Source organism: Prevotella sp. oral taxon 306 str. F0472 (assembly GCF_000257925.1).
GTDB classification, from domain to species: domain Bacteria; phylum Bacteroidota; class Bacteroidia; order Bacteroidales; family Bacteroidaceae; genus Prevotella; species Prevotella vespertina.
In genome coordinates, this window is the sequence record NZ_AJIN01000014.1 from 26,630 (window position 1) to 43,217 (window position 16,588).

The 16,588-nt window shown below is 35.2% G+C and carries 16 protein-coding genes; 1 reads left to right on the plus strand and 15 read right to left on the minus strand.

Going from position 1 to position 16,588, the window contains the following annotated elements:
• Nucleotides 1–9: 9 nt before the first annotated feature.
• Nucleotides 10–780 carry a DUF4099 domain-containing protein gene (locus HMPREF9969_RS02315; RefSeq protein WP_232212637.1) on the minus strand — a complete coding sequence of 257 codons (771 nt, stop codon included), beginning with the start codon at nt 778–780 and terminating at the stop codon, nt 10–12.
• Nucleotides 781–832: 52 nt separating this feature from the next.
• Here HMPREF9969_RS02315 and HMPREF9969_RS02320 point away from each other — a divergent pair, with 52 nt between their 5' ends.
• The gene (locus HMPREF9969_RS02320; protein ID WP_009434274.1) at nt 833–1,939 is read left to right on the plus strand and encodes a peptidoglycan DD-metalloendopeptidase family protein; all 1,107 of its coding nucleotides are present in this window, start codon (nt 833–835) and stop codon (nt 1,937–1,939) included.
• Nucleotides 1,940–2,427: 488 nt separating this feature from the next.
• Here HMPREF9969_RS02320 and HMPREF9969_RS02330 read toward each other — a convergent pair whose 3' ends face one another.
• From HMPREF9969_RS02330 to HMPREF9969_RS02395, 14 genes are all read right to left on the minus strand, one after another.
• Nucleotides 2,428–2,826: a helix-turn-helix domain-containing protein gene (locus HMPREF9969_RS02330; protein ID WP_018911191.1), complete on the minus strand. Its 399-nt coding sequence runs from the start codon at nt 2,824–2,826 to the stop codon at nt 2,428–2,430.
• Nucleotides 2,826–5,174 (minus strand): type IV secretory system conjugative DNA transfer family protein, encoded by a 2,349-nt coding sequence (locus HMPREF9969_RS02335; RefSeq protein ID WP_009434275.1) that lies wholly within the window; start codon nt 5,172–5,174, stop codon nt 2,826–2,828. Before HMPREF9969_RS02335 ends, HMPREF9969_RS02330 begins: the two co-directional genes overlap by 1 nt.
• 20 nt (nt 5,175–5,194) lie before the next feature.
• Complete coding sequence (locus HMPREF9969_RS02340) at nt 5,195–5,842, minus strand: hypothetical protein (protein ID WP_156787928.1); 648 nt, start codon at nt 5,840–5,842, stop codon at nt 5,195–5,197.
• Nucleotides 5,839–6,348: a hypothetical protein gene (locus HMPREF9969_RS02345; protein WP_156787929.1), complete on the minus strand. Its 510-nt coding sequence runs from the start codon at nt 6,346–6,348 to the stop codon at nt 5,839–5,841. Before HMPREF9969_RS02345 ends, HMPREF9969_RS02340 begins: the two co-directional genes overlap by 4 nt.
• A gap of 5 nt (nt 6,349–6,353) precedes the next feature.
• Entirely contained in the window at nt 6,354–6,854 is a 501-nt protein-coding gene (locus tag HMPREF9969_RS02350; RefSeq protein WP_024985821.1) for a hypothetical protein, read from the minus strand.
• A gap of 22 nt (nt 6,855–6,876) precedes the next feature.
• Nucleotides 6,877–7,803, minus strand: coding sequence for a conjugative transposon protein TraN (gene traN, locus HMPREF9969_RS02355; RefSeq protein WP_009434298.1), 927 nt, complete (start codon nt 7,801–7,803; stop codon nt 6,877–6,879).
• A gap of 19 nt (nt 7,804–7,822) precedes the next feature.
• A complete protein-coding gene (gene traM / locus HMPREF9969_RS02360; protein ID WP_009434295.1) occupies nt 7,823–9,076 on the minus strand; it encodes a conjugative transposon protein TraM in 1,254 nt (417 codons plus the stop codon).
• On the minus strand, nt 9,076–9,585 hold the full coding sequence (locus HMPREF9969_RS02365) for a hypothetical protein (RefSeq protein WP_009434291.1): 510 nt from the start codon (nt 9,583–9,585) through the stop codon (nt 9,076–9,078). The genes traM and HMPREF9969_RS02365 overlap by 1 nt, the downstream gene beginning before the upstream one ends.
• Nucleotides 9,575–10,171, minus strand: a complete 597-nt coding sequence (gene traK / locus HMPREF9969_RS02370; RefSeq protein WP_009434292.1) for a conjugative transposon protein TraK — start codon at nt 10,169–10,171, stop codon at nt 9,575–9,577. Before traK ends, HMPREF9969_RS02365 begins: the two co-directional genes overlap by 11 nt.
• 6 nt (nt 10,172–10,177) lie before the next feature.
• Nucleotides 10,178–11,491 carry a membrane protein gene (locus HMPREF9969_RS02375; RefSeq protein WP_009434288.1) on the minus strand — a complete coding sequence of 438 codons (1,314 nt, stop codon included), beginning with the start codon at nt 11,489–11,491 and terminating at the stop codon, nt 10,178–10,180.
• 18 nt (nt 11,492–11,509) lie between these two features.
• The gene (locus HMPREF9969_RS02380; protein ID WP_009434269.1) at nt 11,510–12,181 is read right to left on the minus strand and encodes a DUF5045 domain-containing protein; all 672 of its coding nucleotides are present in this window, start codon (nt 12,179–12,181) and stop codon (nt 11,510–11,512) included.
• Nucleotides 12,178–12,867, minus strand: a complete 690-nt coding sequence (locus HMPREF9969_RS02385; RefSeq protein WP_036894711.1) for a hypothetical protein — start codon at nt 12,865–12,867, stop codon at nt 12,178–12,180. The genes HMPREF9969_RS02380 and HMPREF9969_RS02385 overlap by 4 nt, the downstream gene beginning before the upstream one ends.
• 34 nt (nt 12,868–12,901) lie before the next feature.
• A complete protein-coding gene (locus HMPREF9969_RS02390) occupies nt 12,902–13,606 on the minus strand; it encodes a hypothetical protein (RefSeq protein ID WP_232212638.1) in 705 nt (234 codons plus the stop codon).
• Between the two features lie 62 nt (nt 13,607–13,668).
• A complete protein-coding gene (locus tag HMPREF9969_RS02395) occupies nt 13,669–16,587 on the minus strand; it encodes a TraG family conjugative transposon ATPase (protein WP_009434252.1) in 2,919 nt (972 codons plus the stop codon).
• Nucleotide 16,588: the final 1 nt, after the last annotated feature.

A 16,588-nucleotide genomic window follows, 5' to 3' on the forward strand; every position in this document is an offset into this window, starting at 1 on the left:
TATTTAGTGCTAAATCTTAATACCTGCTGGCTTTTTTTGTCCTTCTTTGATTTCCAACTTATTTTCTTTATGTTGGAGTTTATCAACAACCTTTTGATATTCCCATCGGTTTTGATCGGTGAGAACATAACCCATAAAGCCCTCATTCGCCATATCGTATTTAATCTTTTGTTGGCGTTCCCATTCCGTCATGTCTCCTTTTACAATTTTGAAACCTTGTGGTTCTTTCAAATCGACACCAACGGAGACTTTCTCATAACCAATCTCCAGTTCGATAGGCTTCCCCTCTTTAATGGCATTTTTCTGATTCTGACCAAGCTGAATATCATTAATCTTCTCCATTTGTGCAATCTGCTCAGGAAGGCGTAAATTACTCACATTCCGTTTAATAAGGGATTTTGTCTCATTATCCATTTGAATGAATTGCATTCGACGAACTCCATTCTCCTTTATCTCCTTGCGAATGGTATCACCCTGTTGCAGTCTCTCTCTCTCATTTTCAGAAAGAGAAATATCACTCATTAAACTCTTTCTGACAGGGTAAGTCATCAAATCTATCTTTCCCTCTCGATCTCTTATAAGTTGCAGTTTAAGTGGAACTTCATAAGTTATTCCACTTTCTGAACGAACATGAGCTTGAACGAGGGGAGTAACTTTACCACTCATCAAACTCTCTAATAAATCTTTTGGCATAGATAAAGTCTTTTCTCTATCAATACCAAGATTGGCTAATTTGCCGTATGGAATGTCTTTTTCCAAAAAACGATTTACCATTGCCATATCCATATATTTGTATTAATTTTGATTCAAAATTAAAAAAAAACATTGTAAGATGAAAGTAAAATCGTTGATAATTGGTACGACCTCTTTAGTGCTATTTCCATTAACAATGAAAGCACAATTCTACACTATCATGAGGGAAAAAGAAATTAAAATTACTAATAACACTGCTACGAAAAAGAAAGCTGTACGTGGTAGTCATGAAGAGTATTTCTATGCTTATCAAGACTCTATGAAATCAGTAAAAGCATCTACGAAAGAAGATGATTATCTAATCGACTTCTTTTCGACTACAGAAGGGCATGAAATCTCTATAGAAAAAGATGTTCCAGTATTTGTCAATGTTAAAGATAGCCTATTATTTGGTTTGATAAAGCAACGTATGGACGTCTGTCTTCCTTTAGATTTTATTAGTGTTACGTCTAAATATGGCTATAGAAAAGACCCTTTTAAAAAGTGTTCTGCCTTCCACGATGGAATAGACCTTGAATGTAATATGAAACATGTTTATTCAATGCTTCCTGGTAGAGTTTTAAAGGTTGTGTATAGTAAAAAAGGATATGGTAATCACGTTATCCTTGATTATGGACATATACAATGCCTCTATGGGCATCTATCTGTAATAGCGGTAAGACAGGGAGACGAAGTATATGCAGGAACTATTGTAGGAATATCAGGAAGTACAGGACGCTCTACGGGACCTCATTTACATATTAAGATTTCCTCTAATGGTAAAAGCCTTAATCCTGCTCCTTTCATAGCATATTTAAATAAATATATTACAAGTTTACGTGATAAAATTGCATATGTTAGATTTGGAACAAATCCACCTAAAGAACTCAATATCAATAATTTATATCAGATATTAGATAAATATGGCATCCTATATCCGAAGATTGTAGTAGCACAGGCTTTACTTGAAACAGGGTACTTTACTTCTAATGTATGTCTTAATTATAATAACTTGTTTGGTTTACGTCGCCCATCAGATGGCTCTTATTATAGATTTAATAACTGGGAAGAATCTGTAAAAGCATATAGGGATTATGTTCAGTATAAATATAAGGGTGGAGATTACTTCGGTTTTCTTAATAGAATAGGCTATGCTTCTGACCCAAATTATTTGTCTAAAGTAAGAAGTATCAGTAACTCATTATAAGAGGTTTTAGTTGTTGTCATAAATAAGTGATGGGAAGTCGTTTTTTATGCTACTTCCCATCTTTTTTACCTTAAAAAAATATACCTATCATGTCCACAAAATGAACTTGATTATAACAATATCTACTTATTGACCTTTTTAAACTACCATATTATTGAGGGCTAAAAGATCTAACTTCATTTGCTCTAATCTTATTTTTCTGATAGTATTCGTAAACCTTACTATATATAAATCTTATTATACGAAAAGCAATCTTACTTATAGCCAAAACGCTTTTTAATAGCATTTTTGCTATAGAAACTAACAATAGTATCATAAAAACAATGACTTGGACGATGAATTTACCAAGACAAAAACCAACTATACAAGCAAGAAGAACTATCATAATATTCTTTTTTTAAGTGCAACGATTGGCTTTTAGAGCCAAGATGTGATATATTTGTATATCAAATATACAAATATATTTCAGTAAATACTACTGTTTCCCCTTAAAGTAAATTAGCTGTTTCTGTGAGCTTCTGTATATATTCAGACTTTAACTTAGATAATTCCTTTTCAAATTCTTCTCTTATCACTTCTATTTTTGCTTTAACAATAGTGTTTAAGGAAAAAGATTTAGTATAATTATCAGCATCTGCAACATTGAAATCTTTTGCAAATAGGAAATCCGCTGATATGTAATTAGAGTAAAAAAGTAGTAAACGCAGGAATGAGTCTGAATTAACTACCTTATCGTGTTCTATCTTAGATATTGTGATAACAGATATATCAGTTTGTTCAGCAACTTCCTGCTGCGTCATCATTAAATACCTGCGCACATTCTTTAAACGATTACCTAATTTCTCTTGCAGCAAATCACTTACATTTTGTGTCATATGTTTCTTCATTATTTTACAGGTTTACCAGGCGGTAAAAGTTCATTAATCATGTTTTCTATTTCAGACTCTATTCTATTAAAGTTGCGACTAAGTATAACTTTCATATTTCGGTCAGATCCAAAGTCATAAATAGGTGGAATCTCCTCATATTTTTCTTCCTCTGTCTTTATCCTCTCCATGTCGAAGTCTGTCTTACAGAAATACTTTGAAGTTTTAAACTCTTCTGAGTTTTCTATCTCAAAAGTGTTCATAGCTCCATTAGGAGTAGGGGTAAAATCTCGAGCAACTTGCCCTGCCAACCACCCAGTAGCCATATCTGCTATTTTTGCAGCAGGAAGTAGGTGATCCATTTTTTCAGATATAGAGGTAGAAACCTTTTGGTCATTGATAGAAATTGATTTGCTTGTCTGTTTCACTTTTCCAAACACATCATTCTGTGCCCATTCAAGCGTTTCTTTGTTGCGTGCAGCACCCATAAATACATTACCACATGTAGCTATGATAGTTTGCATACCATTCTTTCCATAATCTGCTTCAAGTTGAGGTAGTTCCTGGAAACCAAGTGTGACAGATACTTTGTTACTTCGTGCTGTACCTATTAATCGATCTATCTTATGAAAATAAAGTGTTGGCAACTCATCTATTATCAGACTACAGGGATAGTTGTTCTTACTATTAATCTTAACCACAAGGCGGTTTAGAATTAAAGCATTTAATGAGCCTATAACCTGTTCCTTTTCAGAGTCATTAGCAATGACAAGATAACTTGGATTTGTCTTATCTGATATTTTTAAGTCAAAGTCATCACCTGTAAAAACCCAGTAGGCTTCCTCTGTGGCAAGGCGACCTGCAGCAACACGAAGTGTTCCCACCATACCTTCCAACTGATCCATAGCCTTGTTCTTAAAAGCAGATTCAAAAGGAGCCATGAGAGGCTTAATAGCTTTATCACTCATTAATATCTTGAAAACACTATCATACGATTTGTTAAGGAATTGAAGCACGTGAGCCATATCAGAATATTCTCCTGTTATAGTGTCAGGCGTGACTCTATTCCCTTTACTATCTTCATACCATGCTTCGGTAATGGTAACAAGACAATTATCACTGTCTTTGTAAGAGAATCCCTCGAGTTCTACGAAGATTCCATCTTTGTCTAATGACATATTGACAAAATCTTCATTGTTAAAATCAAGTATAACTTCTCCCTTTTCGTTAATACCAGCATAATCCGTCCATTGTTTATACACAAGTTGCAATGTACCTTCTTCAACTTGGTCAATATTGATTATTCGTGTATAGTGGAAGAATCGTTTTAGCTTTTTTCCTTTCAGATAACCTGTAGGATGAAAATTAACAAAGAAGTATATGATAGCTGCAAGAAAGTTTTCAGAAGCATTCTTAAAGAAAGCCTCTGAACCACCTTTTTTATCTCCACCTCCTTTGTTGAGAGACTCTAAAAGCGTTGCTGCTGTTTCTGATGCTGCTGCAATATCAGGTATGTATTTCTTTTGAATAGGATTGATACGATTTGAATATCTTACATTTGCAAAATTGATGATGCAAAATCCACAATTCTCAGGTAAATGACCATACTTCTTGTTCTTACAGTACTGATATAGTAGGTTCTTTGCAAGAGTTGGAAATTTGAAATCATATACCATCATTGTAAACCCTTTAGCTGAATGTTGACGAATAAAGGGGTCTATGATTCCAAATGACTTACCTGATCCAGGAGTTCCTAATACAAGAGTTGCACGAAAGGGGTTAATAATATTTATCCAACCATGGCGCATACGCTTCTTAAAGTAGAAAATCATTGGTATGTTTACAGAATATGGATTATCAACCTTATTCTCCATCTGTTGAAAGCTCTCATTTTCAAAGTTGAAACGGTCATCTCCAAGTTTGTGATTGAAGTACTTACTTATAGCATCCAATCCCTGATGAACAAGCATGATACCAATGACAGAACAAAAGGCATATATTATCCTATTGGTAGGTAAACCTAACATTGTTCCACCCCAGTTATCCTTATGTACCAATACACTTGTTAGAAGGAGATAAAAGCCAATACCTAATGGTATGACTACCATTGTCTTCATATTGAATTTCAACTCCTTCTTTGCCCTTGTTCCTGTACACGTAACTGCTATGCATACCAATTCCATAAACTTACAGCCAATAACACTATTAAAGAGCTTTAGCTTGTATAAGAAGGATAAAAGAAATTTTGTTATCGGATCACCTGTAAGAATTGGTAAATTCATAACAAGTTCAAGGATAAGGATAATATAGATACAACTTCTAAAAATATTGTATATCTGCTGCTGTTCCTTAGTTTCTTCTATTGCCATAGGTTAAAGTGTGTGTTTATTTATCTTACTTTTATTCTCAACATAGGACGTATTTGTGCCGCATCTGTTTTAAGGATAGACGAAACATAACCTGATTGAAGTGTTATACACTTTGCGTATAATTCTTCTGTCTGCGAAGAAGATCCGTCTGGTGTAGAACTTAAATAAGGAGAAGTTGAGAAAACATCTCCTTTGATAGTCTGCATAGATTTTCTAATAGTCTCTAAATTAGCTGATAACATTTTAAGTTCACCGATAGATGGTAACGACCATCCTGTAACAGTAGAAGAATAAGACATTACTACATTAACAGCAGGGCTTTTTCTTCCTGACTTAAGGATTGCAGCAGTGTTCTCTAAACCACACAAAAGCGTTTCATTTGAAGAAACATCAGAGACTGTACTTAATGTATCAAGATAAGAAAATCGTCCTAATTCCTTAGTATTGACAACCCATACTGTATCTTGTCTTGTTCCGATAACAACACCTACAGCATTCATTTTTGTTGTATCGAAGGACTTTTCTGAAATAATCTGATTGTTTGATAATAAAATACAACCAGATGTTATGTTACCATGCCATTCATCATCTATATGTTCTGAACATGAAGATAATTGAAAGGTTAGTAGCATTGCAACTACAAGCCATATCATTGATTTTGTTTTCATACTCTTTTTCTAATTTTATCGATAATATACTTTTGTAATACATTACTATCTCCATCTTTTCGCTGACAAAGGAAGTGAATATGAGGTACACTGTTCCTTTGTGTAAAATGAGGTAACATGGCAATCAGACGTTCTTGCTCTGTACAGAATTTGCTTACAATATCTGCTATCTGATTATATACATTAAAGAAACCTGCAATGTCATACTCAAAGGTTGATTCCGCTTTAAGATAAAGGATAAATGTACTAACATCTTCTCCTCGAGGTTCCCTACCAGTTATATCTTTCATTCTACCTATGAAAAGATATAGTGCCTTTTTTCTATCATCAATAGAAGAAAATTCATATTGTAGGATTTCATTCCTAATAAGAATATTGAATTTATAATCAGGTATATGATGATGGAGTCTAATGAAGCCCTCTCTTGTAATAAATAGATAGGCTTCAAAAGAACTAAGATTTTCTCCCAAAGGGTAATCTGATAGAGGTTCGATAATCATACTCATCTTTCTTACAAAGGAATTTTAATTCCTACAGTTAGTCCATTTCGGAAGGTATCTCCATGCATGAAGCATACATTGTTTTTCTGTTTGAGAACGAGTTTTACTCCACTACGTAAAGTATAGCTATATTCAAAACTACCTTCTGCACCAAAGAAATAATCACCACGTACAGCTCCTGCTATGGGACCGACATTGAGACGCAATGTTGAATTACGCCAACGGACGAGACTTTTCTTATAAACTATGCCACCATTCCAGTAGTAGTTTTTCCAAAAAGACTTACTACACACCTTACCACATTCGGGGTCCCGTTCCCAACGGTTTCCAGCTTCACCAAATATCTCGAAGGCGTTGTCATAACTCAATTCTTTTTCATAGCCAAAACTGGCGTTCAGAGTGTTTCTAAACATAATACCAGTGTTTAATGTAAAGAACTGGTCTCCATCACCTGCATAGGTATTTAATGTTACGGTGAGTAGTAACATTAGGGGTAATAGTATTTTTTTCATGTTCATATATTTTTCTCTTAAATTATCTATTACGTGAAAGACTCTTCATTAGATGTTCGTCAAACCCATCAGCATGTAATATATCTGAATATTCTATTGGAATATACAATACACGCCCTGATATTTGATTTTCAGAAATTTCCAAATTGAGTATCTTTTCATCAGGGAAAGTTAGCTTGTTCAACACAATAACATTACGATACCCTTTTTTGAAAGAAGTTGCTTTGTTAAGTTCATATACAGGAGTTAGCTCTAAAGTTTGAGTATTAGTAGCTTTACTTTCTTTCTTATCTGTTAGCTTAACTCTTATCTCATCAATATCAAACTTAATGTTAGTGTTATTATACAAAGAGAAGTCTATGAAGAAATAATCATCTATAGAGTAGATATTATTAACAACAGCCTTTATCCCATATTTTTTATAATGGATATTATGGAAACGAGCAGATGTCCCATAGATAGCCCATGCAAGACGTGCCATATCAGCCTCTGGCATCATCACATCGGGATTAGTGTAGCGTTTAGTATCATATAAATCTATATTATAGATAGAATTTGCAAGTGCCGGACCTTTCACATAGACAATATTTAATTGTGCTATATGGCGTTCTCCAATAACAGTCATTGTACCTGCAAGTTCATAGTTATACATTTTCCCTGCAGGTTTAATTCTTACAATATTATCTGCACATTGGTTGCCAATAATATTATTTGTTGATATATCTACGAGCTTAATATTTTCGGGCATGATAATGTGAGTCGTAACTTGCTCATTTACATATACAGTATTTTTGCGAAGATCGCTATCAAAGATATAAGCATCTTCTACACTCCCACGTTGGATATAATGCACCTTTGCAGTATCAGGTACAATTTCTTTATATCTCTTTTGCGCCCATACTGTTATTGTACTAAGGCACACTAATGATAATAGCATTATTTTTCTCATTACTTTTTCTTTTATTAAGTTATTCTTCATTTGATGTATTGATAAGATAAACGATAGTATTGTACTTAATACGTGCTTTGTTCTTACGCATATTGGAAGAAAGAGCACTGCTTGCCGACTGATAAATATTCTGTAGGGCTTGTAAAGCTACAGATTCTCCATTTACAGTACTTCCTGTATTATTGCCAAATTGCATATTCTGTTGAATAGCCTGCGCACCAGCTTCTTTCATCATGTCTCTAAAAGCAGACTCAGGAACATAAAATCCCTCCATACCATCATTGTCATATACTGATAAATTCACTTTAATGAATTTATTACCTACAAGAACACTTGTGATGCTTGCAAGTACACGTTGCTGACCAAAGCCTGTAACAAGTCCATACAAATATGTACCTTTTTTTAAAAGGATTTTATTAATCGTTACATCATCAAGGAGTTTGAAACGTAATCGAGTTCCCTCATGTGCTTTAGTAGTCTTATCTATCATTGCTTTGATTAGAGGGGAATCAATACTTTTGTTTGCAGTAACAGTATTGAACTTATCTGCATTTTGACTCTGTACCTTTTCTACCGTTTGTGGTTTTTCCTCTTTCTTAGTCTTTTTATTCTTTGAGGAATGTGAAGGACGTTGTGATTGCCCATTTCTATATCCATAGCTTGGAACATCATAATCATCATAGCTACCTCCATTATAACCATTATCTTCTCTAAAGTTATCCTCTACGGCTTTCTGTGCAGCACGACTTCGTTTCTGAATATATTCAAGTTCCTTTGCATAATCATCTAATTCGTCTTGACGACTACGAGTGCTATTCCTGCTTGATACTCTTCCTCCTCCATTATAACTATTATACCCTCCGTTAGCATAAGAGTTAATATGCTTACGGGATTCAGCAAGACTTCGCTCCATTTCCTCCTGAGCCTTCTGTTGTGCTTGTCGTTCAGCATTATCTTTGTCTATCTGATTCATTTCGTCCTCAGAATAGGCATTGCCAAGAGAATCTTTCTGCTCTACATCTTCTCCAAATCCTCCAATCGCGGAATAGCCATCGGCACCCATATTTAAATCTTCCATACCTGCCATTTTATTTTTCATCTCACTATTCTCTGCATCAGGAAGAGCCATGTTCAGAGAATCGGTAGCTACTTTCCCTGTTGTTGTATTTCCTCCATCAAATACTGATGAAATCTCATAGGCAGAGAACGTTAAAGGGAGAAATATTACCAGAGGAAAAATATACTTAGGCTGTTTTAAATTTAGCTTTCTCATTATTTTCCTTTCTTTAAAAAATTGACAATACGTTGTAATTGACGATAATCCTGTACTATACGTATAGAATCTTCATGACTTTTATCTTTAATCACCAAAAGAGAGTCAAGTTCTCGATGAATAGATACTCCTTTATCAGTAACTTGCTTAAACTCTAATTTGGTTGTCTTCTTTGTTTCTTCAATCTGTCTAAGCCCATTCATCATAGGAGATATATCTTCGATAGAGTTCTCTTGCTTACTCATTTTCATCTCTATATTATCAGAAGACTTATCTCTTGTCATATCATAGACAATAGAAATAGCAGTTGTCACAAAAGCAAAACTAAGAGTACCTACAACTAAGGCAAAGAAAGTCTTTCGATTTTCTAATGCCCATTGGTTGCCTTGGTCTATTCTATCTCGTAGTTTCCAGCCATTGGACGCTTGCCTGCAAAGATACCGCAGCTGACGTTTGTATCTTGGCATATTCTTTTCGTTTTCTTTTCCTGTCATAGCTTTAATATTCAAGATCTGTATTCTTTAAAGTTCTCCAATGTGTTATGAGTAGTCCATGTGGATTATTCTGAGTGCGTGGTACAGTTTCTATATCACCTGTAGTAATGAGCGAACGTCTTATACTCTTTGTACGTCTCTTGATATTTTGGGTCCCATAATATGTGAATCTTCGTGTTCTTTCATCCAATTTTATACTATCACACATAATTGTACAGGTCGCAGAGGAAGATACAATATCAGAGAAGAAACCATTTTCTTCCATAGCTTGCTTCTGCTTCATAGCTGTGCCATCAGCCATATACATCGCTTTCCCTAATGTCCATTTGATGTAGTCATCATCAGGGGGGAGCGTGAAGAAATATTGGTGAAAGAGCTGTATATGGGCTTTTGCTTCCATAACGAAATTAGCTTCCTGTTTACTACGTTCAGCAAGGAATGGTATATCGCCATCAAGCACATATACTTGATTACGTTCATCTGACAAGACCTTAGCTCCATATATAATAAGCATAGCGCAGATAACTACGTTGCCGACAATAGTCAGCAACACTGTCATCAAGGCAAGTTTTGTCTTCTTTTCTAAACTTTGTATTAACATATTCAATTAATAATCTACAATTCTATTTTTCTTTCCACTATTATTAAGTTTTTCTGCTCGTTCTGATCCTGATATGAAACTCTTACCAATACTTGAATTACTAATTGCACTATTGACAAGAGAACCAGTAACAGAACCGCCACTTGAACGGCTTTGGTTATAGGCTCCAGCAACACTTGCAGCAGTACTTGCACCACCTGTTGCAGCTCCAACAGCGACACCGACTGCTGCACCAGCAGCACCAGCAGCTCCACCTGATGTACCGGCAGCCATAGAACCAGCACCAGAAGAAACACCTCCAGGAATGAGCCAAGAACATACCTCAGGTACCATACTTAGAATCTTTGCACCTGCTAACATTCCGACAACATACATGCAAGTCGTTCCAATCGCTTGCATACCAAGTGCACCTATATTATTCCAGCCAGCTGCGTTATGAAGAAGTTGATTATACGCTGTTAAATCTGACTTTAAATAGTACATTATTAGGAAGTCTATATAATAGACTATCAAATAAACAAGAAATCCCCATAGAGAAATTGTTAGATACTTTGAAATCCATTGTGACCATGCACTTCTCCAGGGTGGGACTATTGAAAGCGCAAACATAACAGGGCAGAAGAGTTTTAATACACTTAGAAATATACGTTGTCCAACCAACATTCCATAGTAAGTCATTTGGAATATTATTTCTCCTATAAAACGGATGATGTCATTTGCCCACTCGCTTATCTTCGTTTCAAGTAATACAGCAGCTTGTTTTGCAAAGTTCTGTATGCTTATACCAATATTTTCTACTCCATGCTGAATTTTATCCCAAATCCCATCTTCTGTTGCAGCATCTTGGGCAGCCTTTTGCTCCTCTTGCTTTGACATTTGACTTCGAAGAGAATCCATGTATTCTTGTTGTTTTGTTGCAACAGCTCTTTCTAAAGTTGCAACCTGCTTATTTGCAGCTTTTGCCATTCCTTGCGTTCTACTTTCAAGCCAATTGCCTGGGACATCTAAAGCACTACAAATCAAAGGAGAAAATTGAATACAAATAGCAAGACCTAAAATACGGAGTATCTTTAGTACGTCCATAGCACGTCTTCCAAGAATCATCACCCAGCATTCGTATGAGCCAACGCACAAAGCAAGAGTTATTCCTAAGCCTCTTGCCATACTTTGCATTTCTCCAAACAATCCATTTGTCGGAGCCGACTTCATAACACTCATAAGTTCAGCCAAACTTTCATCTATGACAGGTAAGCCCATTGTTAAAAGTTGATTAACAAAGGCTGTCATCATCATATTTATGCTCAATAATTGGTCTATCATAATCATCATTCTTATGAATTAATAAAAAGCTTTTGCGAGACGTGCAAGAGTAGTTACCTTCTTTACAAGTTCTTCCATATCTTTCTTTGCTTTAGCAAATCCTCTTTCTCTCTTTGCATTCTCAAGTTCATATCCAACTCCTGTTTTGCGAAGGTAGGCTATGTTTGAAGTTATCACTTCATTTCTATCTGTGAGTTCTTTAATACTTCCAGCCATCTTACCTTTACTTTTTATCATACAATAAGTCAATCCTTCTGTAATGGACGATTGCATGTCCGTGAATAACTCCTTATATTTCCCATATACCAGGTCAGAGTTTCGGTCAGCTGCACGTGCTATTTCTTCATTATTGAGTTCTTCTATCTTTTTACGTTCTTTTTCTATAATTTGTTGTTTTAAAGCTTGAACAGCGACCTGCTTTTCTCGACGTGGGGCAACAGTTTTAACGTTAGAATCACTTTCCTTGAAGACAACACGCCAGCCTGATTTAAAGCCTCTCCATTCCCATTTTTTGCTTGCGCCACTATAATTTTTATGGAAAAGAAGGTACCACCAATCGGGAGAGAAATCCCAATGTCCTTGTTCCATAGAGCGAATCTGATGCTCTTTCTGTGAATCGTGAACAGGCTGCTGAGCTGTTACAGTTAAAGTCACAGTTAAGAAGATTATAAAGAAAAGTATTCTTTTCATATCTCTGTAAGATTTTTATTCCATGAGTTTATTATATCGTTTGCTATGCCTGTATAGACTTCGCTGTTGAGAATGTCCCATATATAATCGTATTTAAATCCTCCAATGGCAACACAACGACTCCAAAAAAGTGCTTGGTTGATAATACCACGTATGATTGCTACCTGCTCCTGAATATTAAAGATAATCTCCATACGCTCATCCATTGATGCTTTAAGAATGTTTGTTTCAGAAGCAACGAGTAAAGCTACAGATTTTTTTAAGAGCGACACTCTCTTACTTACATTGTAGTTCGCCTCTGCAAAATACCATGCTACCTGTGGTTTACGTAGTAGATTCTTTCCCATTAATTTTGTGAATTGTATATATTCCTTTACTGTACTTCCTACATCAAGTGTTGTCTTTGACATAGCAGCAGCAAGAACTATCCATTGATGTGCATTATTGAGCTTTGTATTTAGGGTGGTTCTAACACCATTAAACTTAGTAGCATTATCTGTTACAAGTTGCTGTTCTATATAACTTGTGTTCACTTGATTTACAGAAGCATCCTCGGCTTTAGCCATTTTCTTATGTAGATTTATAAGTGCTGTTATTGTAGGCATATCAGCAGGAAACTCGATTCCAGCATGACTATATGTAAAGGAGCCAACTATAAAAAGTAGTATAAGCAGAATCTTTTTCATTCTTTACAGGATAAAATGAGAGTGATAAACTTTATTAACCTTGCATTTCATACTTCCAATCATTGATAACACCTTGAACCATGTTTGCTCCCTGGAAATATGTAGCCCAAGTCAAAGGGTCTATATTGTACATGAAATTACTGAATGTACGACAATATTCGCATATGTAGACGATTTGGTTAAGCCGTGTGTTAATATCAACGATATGAGCTAACAATTCATTAGCTAATGTAAGGCGTTGATACCGATCAAGGAAGTTATATCCATCTCCTTTCCCTAAGTGAGCATTTTGTAACAGGGTGGATATCTTGTCGTTACTTTTCCCACTTGTAAATGCGGAAAAATCAACTTTACCATTATTTACTATGTCTACAAATTTTTCTACTAAACCTACAACATCTGTCTGAATATTAACTATTTCATTTAAACTATTGACGTAGTTAATACCAGGACAACGATTAATAGCCTTTACAGCTCTTGCAGTGTTACCAGGTACTTGTAAGAAGTTGTCAACCATTTGTCTATAATAGGCTGATTCCTCTCCAAATCCGCTAATATTCTGCATTGACATGCGATAAAGTTCTTTTATGGACTCCATCGAAGCTGTATAGGACATAATCTTTTCTTGCTTCTTACGTATTTCCTCCAATGTCTTATTATGGATAATTTCTATGGAACTCTGAATAGCAGTATTAGCCGTTACTGCTGCTACACTTTTCTTATCAATTACTAATCGCACTACAGTAGCATTACTTGAAATGCAGTATAACAATAAGACAATTAAACTCAATAATATTTTTTTTATTGATTCCATAAGCTCATAATATTTTGATGTTTATTAACGAGGACTGCAAAGTCAAAGTACCTACTAATTTTCATAGCTTTCCTGTCAGCCTCTATATGGGCAATTGCTTGCTCAATATCATCATTGAAAGCTCTTTCATAGACTTTTAAAGCCTCTTTCTCAACACGTTCTGTGGTAAAAGCCCAGTACCATTCTGGAGGGACTTCTACAGAGTACACATCAGAGTATTGTCCACGGCTTATCCATACTTCTTTATGATAAGGGATACCTTCTTTTGGAGGTAAAGCATTAACAGTAAAAATCTGTTGTCGTTGGACATCTGTTAATCCAAGGATTGCTGAAATATCCTCATATCTATCCTTAAATTTACTTTGATCCAAAAGTATTTTTATATCAGAGTTATTGATGATTGCCTCCTTAACAATAGGAGAGTCTATCACGTCATTAAGTTCCTGTGTAACGACACCTGCAATACCATTGAACTTACGAACTGTTTTGTAGAGATACTTAATATATCCTGCCATCGTAGGGGAAGATATAGCTTTCCACGCTTCTTCTATGACAAGAGCCTTTCGACCTTTTTTTAGACGCATTTTCTGTAAAAATACATCCATAATAATCAAGACGACAATAGGGAAAAGAATAGGGTCATCTTTTATCTTATCTATCTCAAAGACAATAAACTTTTCATCAAAAAGAGACTTATCAAGGTCATTATTTAGAGTATGCTCCAATTCTCCACCTTTATAGAATTGCTCCAAAATAGCTGCAAAGTCATCTATATCGAAGTCTATTTTCTTTTCAGCCATTATTTGAGGTATACGCTCTAAAGCAAATTCATAATATGTATTGAATGATAGGTTGGTTACGTGTAGTTTACGACGTTTCTTTTCCATTCTATCAATCTTCTTTTCAATACGCATCAGATATTTTCCCTCGATAAGCTCTGGCATTAGGCGAATTAGTTGTCTATTAGCATTCTGCTTTTCACCATCAGATGCAGCCTTATCATTAACTATATTGCGCAGCTTATTAACTTGACGTTCTACTTTTGCGTGATGATTCTTTTCTTCCGTAGTAAAGTCAAAGTCATCAGCGTTATTTTCAGAATTAGTTTCTTCTGAAATATTATCATTGTCCACATCGTCTATATTTCCCTCCAGCTCATCAATACGATAATCATCACCGTACTTTTCCTCTAATTTCTGCTCATACTTTTCATATTCGCCATTCTTTTTTTCCTCAAGCAAAAGACGTTCACGAAGACGTTCCCTGTCTTTCTCAGAGAACTTTTCAAATGGGTGAAAGTATTCTTCATAATACTCTACAAGAGTTTGATTGATGATTTTATCTTCAATCTTTATTGGTTCTTCGTTTCCTTTGAATATAAGGAATATTAGAGATTTTAAGAACTGCTTTTTCTCACAAAAATTTAGATTATACTCATCAGTTGTAATACTGAATGGGTTCATTGATATTGGTCTCTCTTTACTATAAGTGATATAAGTACCGTGGAAATAATGGCTTATCCCCTCATAACTATCTCCAGTATCAATCATAACGACATCAGTATCTTGCATGAGAAGCTGTGCTACAACTGAATTCATATGGAAACTCTTTCCACTTCCACTCGGACCCAGGCAGAAAAAGTTAGCATTGTCTGTCATCTTAATCTTTCCTTCCTTTCCTGTTATATCTATAGAAACAGGTATTCCTTGTCTATCTGTATAATAGACATTCAGCCGAGATTCTTCGCTATGTTTCATATGTTCTTTATAGAACAAACATATTGCTGCATCTGCAAGGGTAAGAAATAAATCATACTCCTTATTGAGAGAATAGGACATGCCAGGGAAAGAGTTGGTAAACAACTCTAACTGGTTATAACAAGCCTTTGATGGCATAATACCACAATCATATAGTTTTGTCTCTAAAAATGAACTTACGTCGTTTATTTTGGCAAGCGGACAAGATGTTATAATATTAAAGTTACAATATACAAGCAGCTTGCTTTCTTTAGCAAGTAGGTCAAGAACGAGGTCTATATCTGCTTTTGCAATCTTGTTACTTGGGTCAGGCATCGAATCATGACGTTTTGCCTTACTTTGTAACTTGCGCATTAGTGGACGCTGTTGGGGTATCTGTATAACCTGATTATAGATAACACAGTCAGTAGATGGTATATCTGCAAGAAATGATAGTAGGTCAGTTGCTATATTAAAGCCATTGACAGGCATTGTATTAAACGGACGAATGAATGTAGGTAAATCTATGGTATCTATATTAACCAAAGAAAAAGATTTGATGGCTCTTTCTCCTGATTTAATATATTCATCAGTTACATTCATATTGTTCAAAGAGAAAGGCTGTGGTTTAAAATCGAAAGCAAGAAAACGGTGTACATATTCTGCGACCTCCTTTTTATTGAGTTTGTAATGTGGTATGTTTTTTTCGGATAAGATATTAATGACCTTACCGACTTTTGAATGAAAATCAAGCCATGCTTTAGGGTCGTACTTCACGAAGGAACTCTGCTTGAATTCCTGTGTAATGATTAGGAATGTGCGAATATTAGTATATTCACGTCCCTTGAAGTAATTGAAGTATGATTTATAGAGAAAGCTCATGTCATCAGTGATAGTATGGTTGTACCCCTGTTTGCAAAAAACATCTTGCTTTTGTATACAATAGCCTTCTCCTAATGTTTGGATTATGTTGCTTAATATATCAGCATAGCTATAATAAAGCTCAGCATCCGTACAATATTGTTGGATGGGGTTCTCTATCTCGATAATAACAGACCAATTACCATTCTTTGAAAAAAGAACGGTATTCATGACCTCTCCACGTGCATCCTTGATTTCTTCAAGTTCTGCATACAACTTATCAAATGGTCTCTCTTTTTTCTTTGCCATA

Excerpts from the sequence above, each read along its gene's own strand:
- traM (WP_009434295.1), bottom strand. The coding sequence starts at position 9,076 with ATGAGAAAGCTAAATTTAAAACAGCCTAAGTATATTTTTCCTCTGGTA.
- HMPREF9969_RS02395 (WP_009434252.1), bottom strand. The coding sequence starts at position 16,587 with ATGGCAAAGAAAAAAGAGAGACCATTTGATAAGTTGTATGCAGAACTT.
- HMPREF9969_RS02315 (WP_232212637.1), bottom strand. The coding sequence starts at position 780 with ATGGCAATGGTAAATCGTTTTTTGGAAAAAGACATTCCATACGGCAAA.
- HMPREF9969_RS02375 (WP_009434288.1), bottom strand. The coding sequence starts at position 11,491 with ATGATAGACCAATTATTGAGCATAAATATGATGATGACAGCCTTTGTT.
- HMPREF9969_RS02350 (WP_024985821.1), bottom strand. The coding sequence starts at position 6,854 with ATGAAAAAAATACTATTACCCCTAATGTTACTACTCACCGTAACATTA.
- HMPREF9969_RS02330 (WP_018911191.1), bottom strand. The coding sequence starts at position 2,826 with ATGAAGAAACATATGACACAAAATGTAAGTGATTTGCTGCAAGAGAAA.
- HMPREF9969_RS02345 (WP_156787929.1), bottom strand. The coding sequence starts at position 6,348 with ATGAGTATGATTATCGAACCTCTATCAGATTACCCTTTGGGAGAAAAT.
- HMPREF9969_RS02385 (WP_036894711.1), bottom strand. The coding sequence starts at position 12,867 with ATGAAAAAGATTCTGCTTATACTACTTTTTATAGTTGGCTCCTTTACA.
- HMPREF9969_RS02380 (WP_009434269.1), bottom strand. The coding sequence starts at position 12,181 with ATGAAAAGAATACTTTTCTTTATAATCTTCTTAACTGTGACTTTAACT.
- traN (WP_009434298.1), bottom strand. The coding sequence starts at position 7,803 with ATGAGAAAAATAATGCTATTATCATTAGTGTGCCTTAGTACAATAACA.
- HMPREF9969_RS02335 (WP_009434275.1), bottom strand. The coding sequence starts at position 5,174 with ATGGCAATAGAAGAAACTAAGGAACAGCAGCAGATATACAATATTTTT.
- traK (WP_009434292.1), bottom strand. The coding sequence starts at position 10,171 with ATGTTAATACAAAGTTTAGAAAAGAAGACAAAACTTGCCTTGATGACA.
- HMPREF9969_RS02320 (WP_009434274.1), top strand. The coding sequence starts at position 833 with ATGAAAGTAAAATCGTTGATAATTGGTACGACCTCTTTAGTGCTATTT.
- HMPREF9969_RS02340 (WP_156787928.1), bottom strand. The coding sequence starts at position 5,842 with ATGAAAACAAAATCAATGATATGGCTTGTAGTTGCAATGCTACTAACC.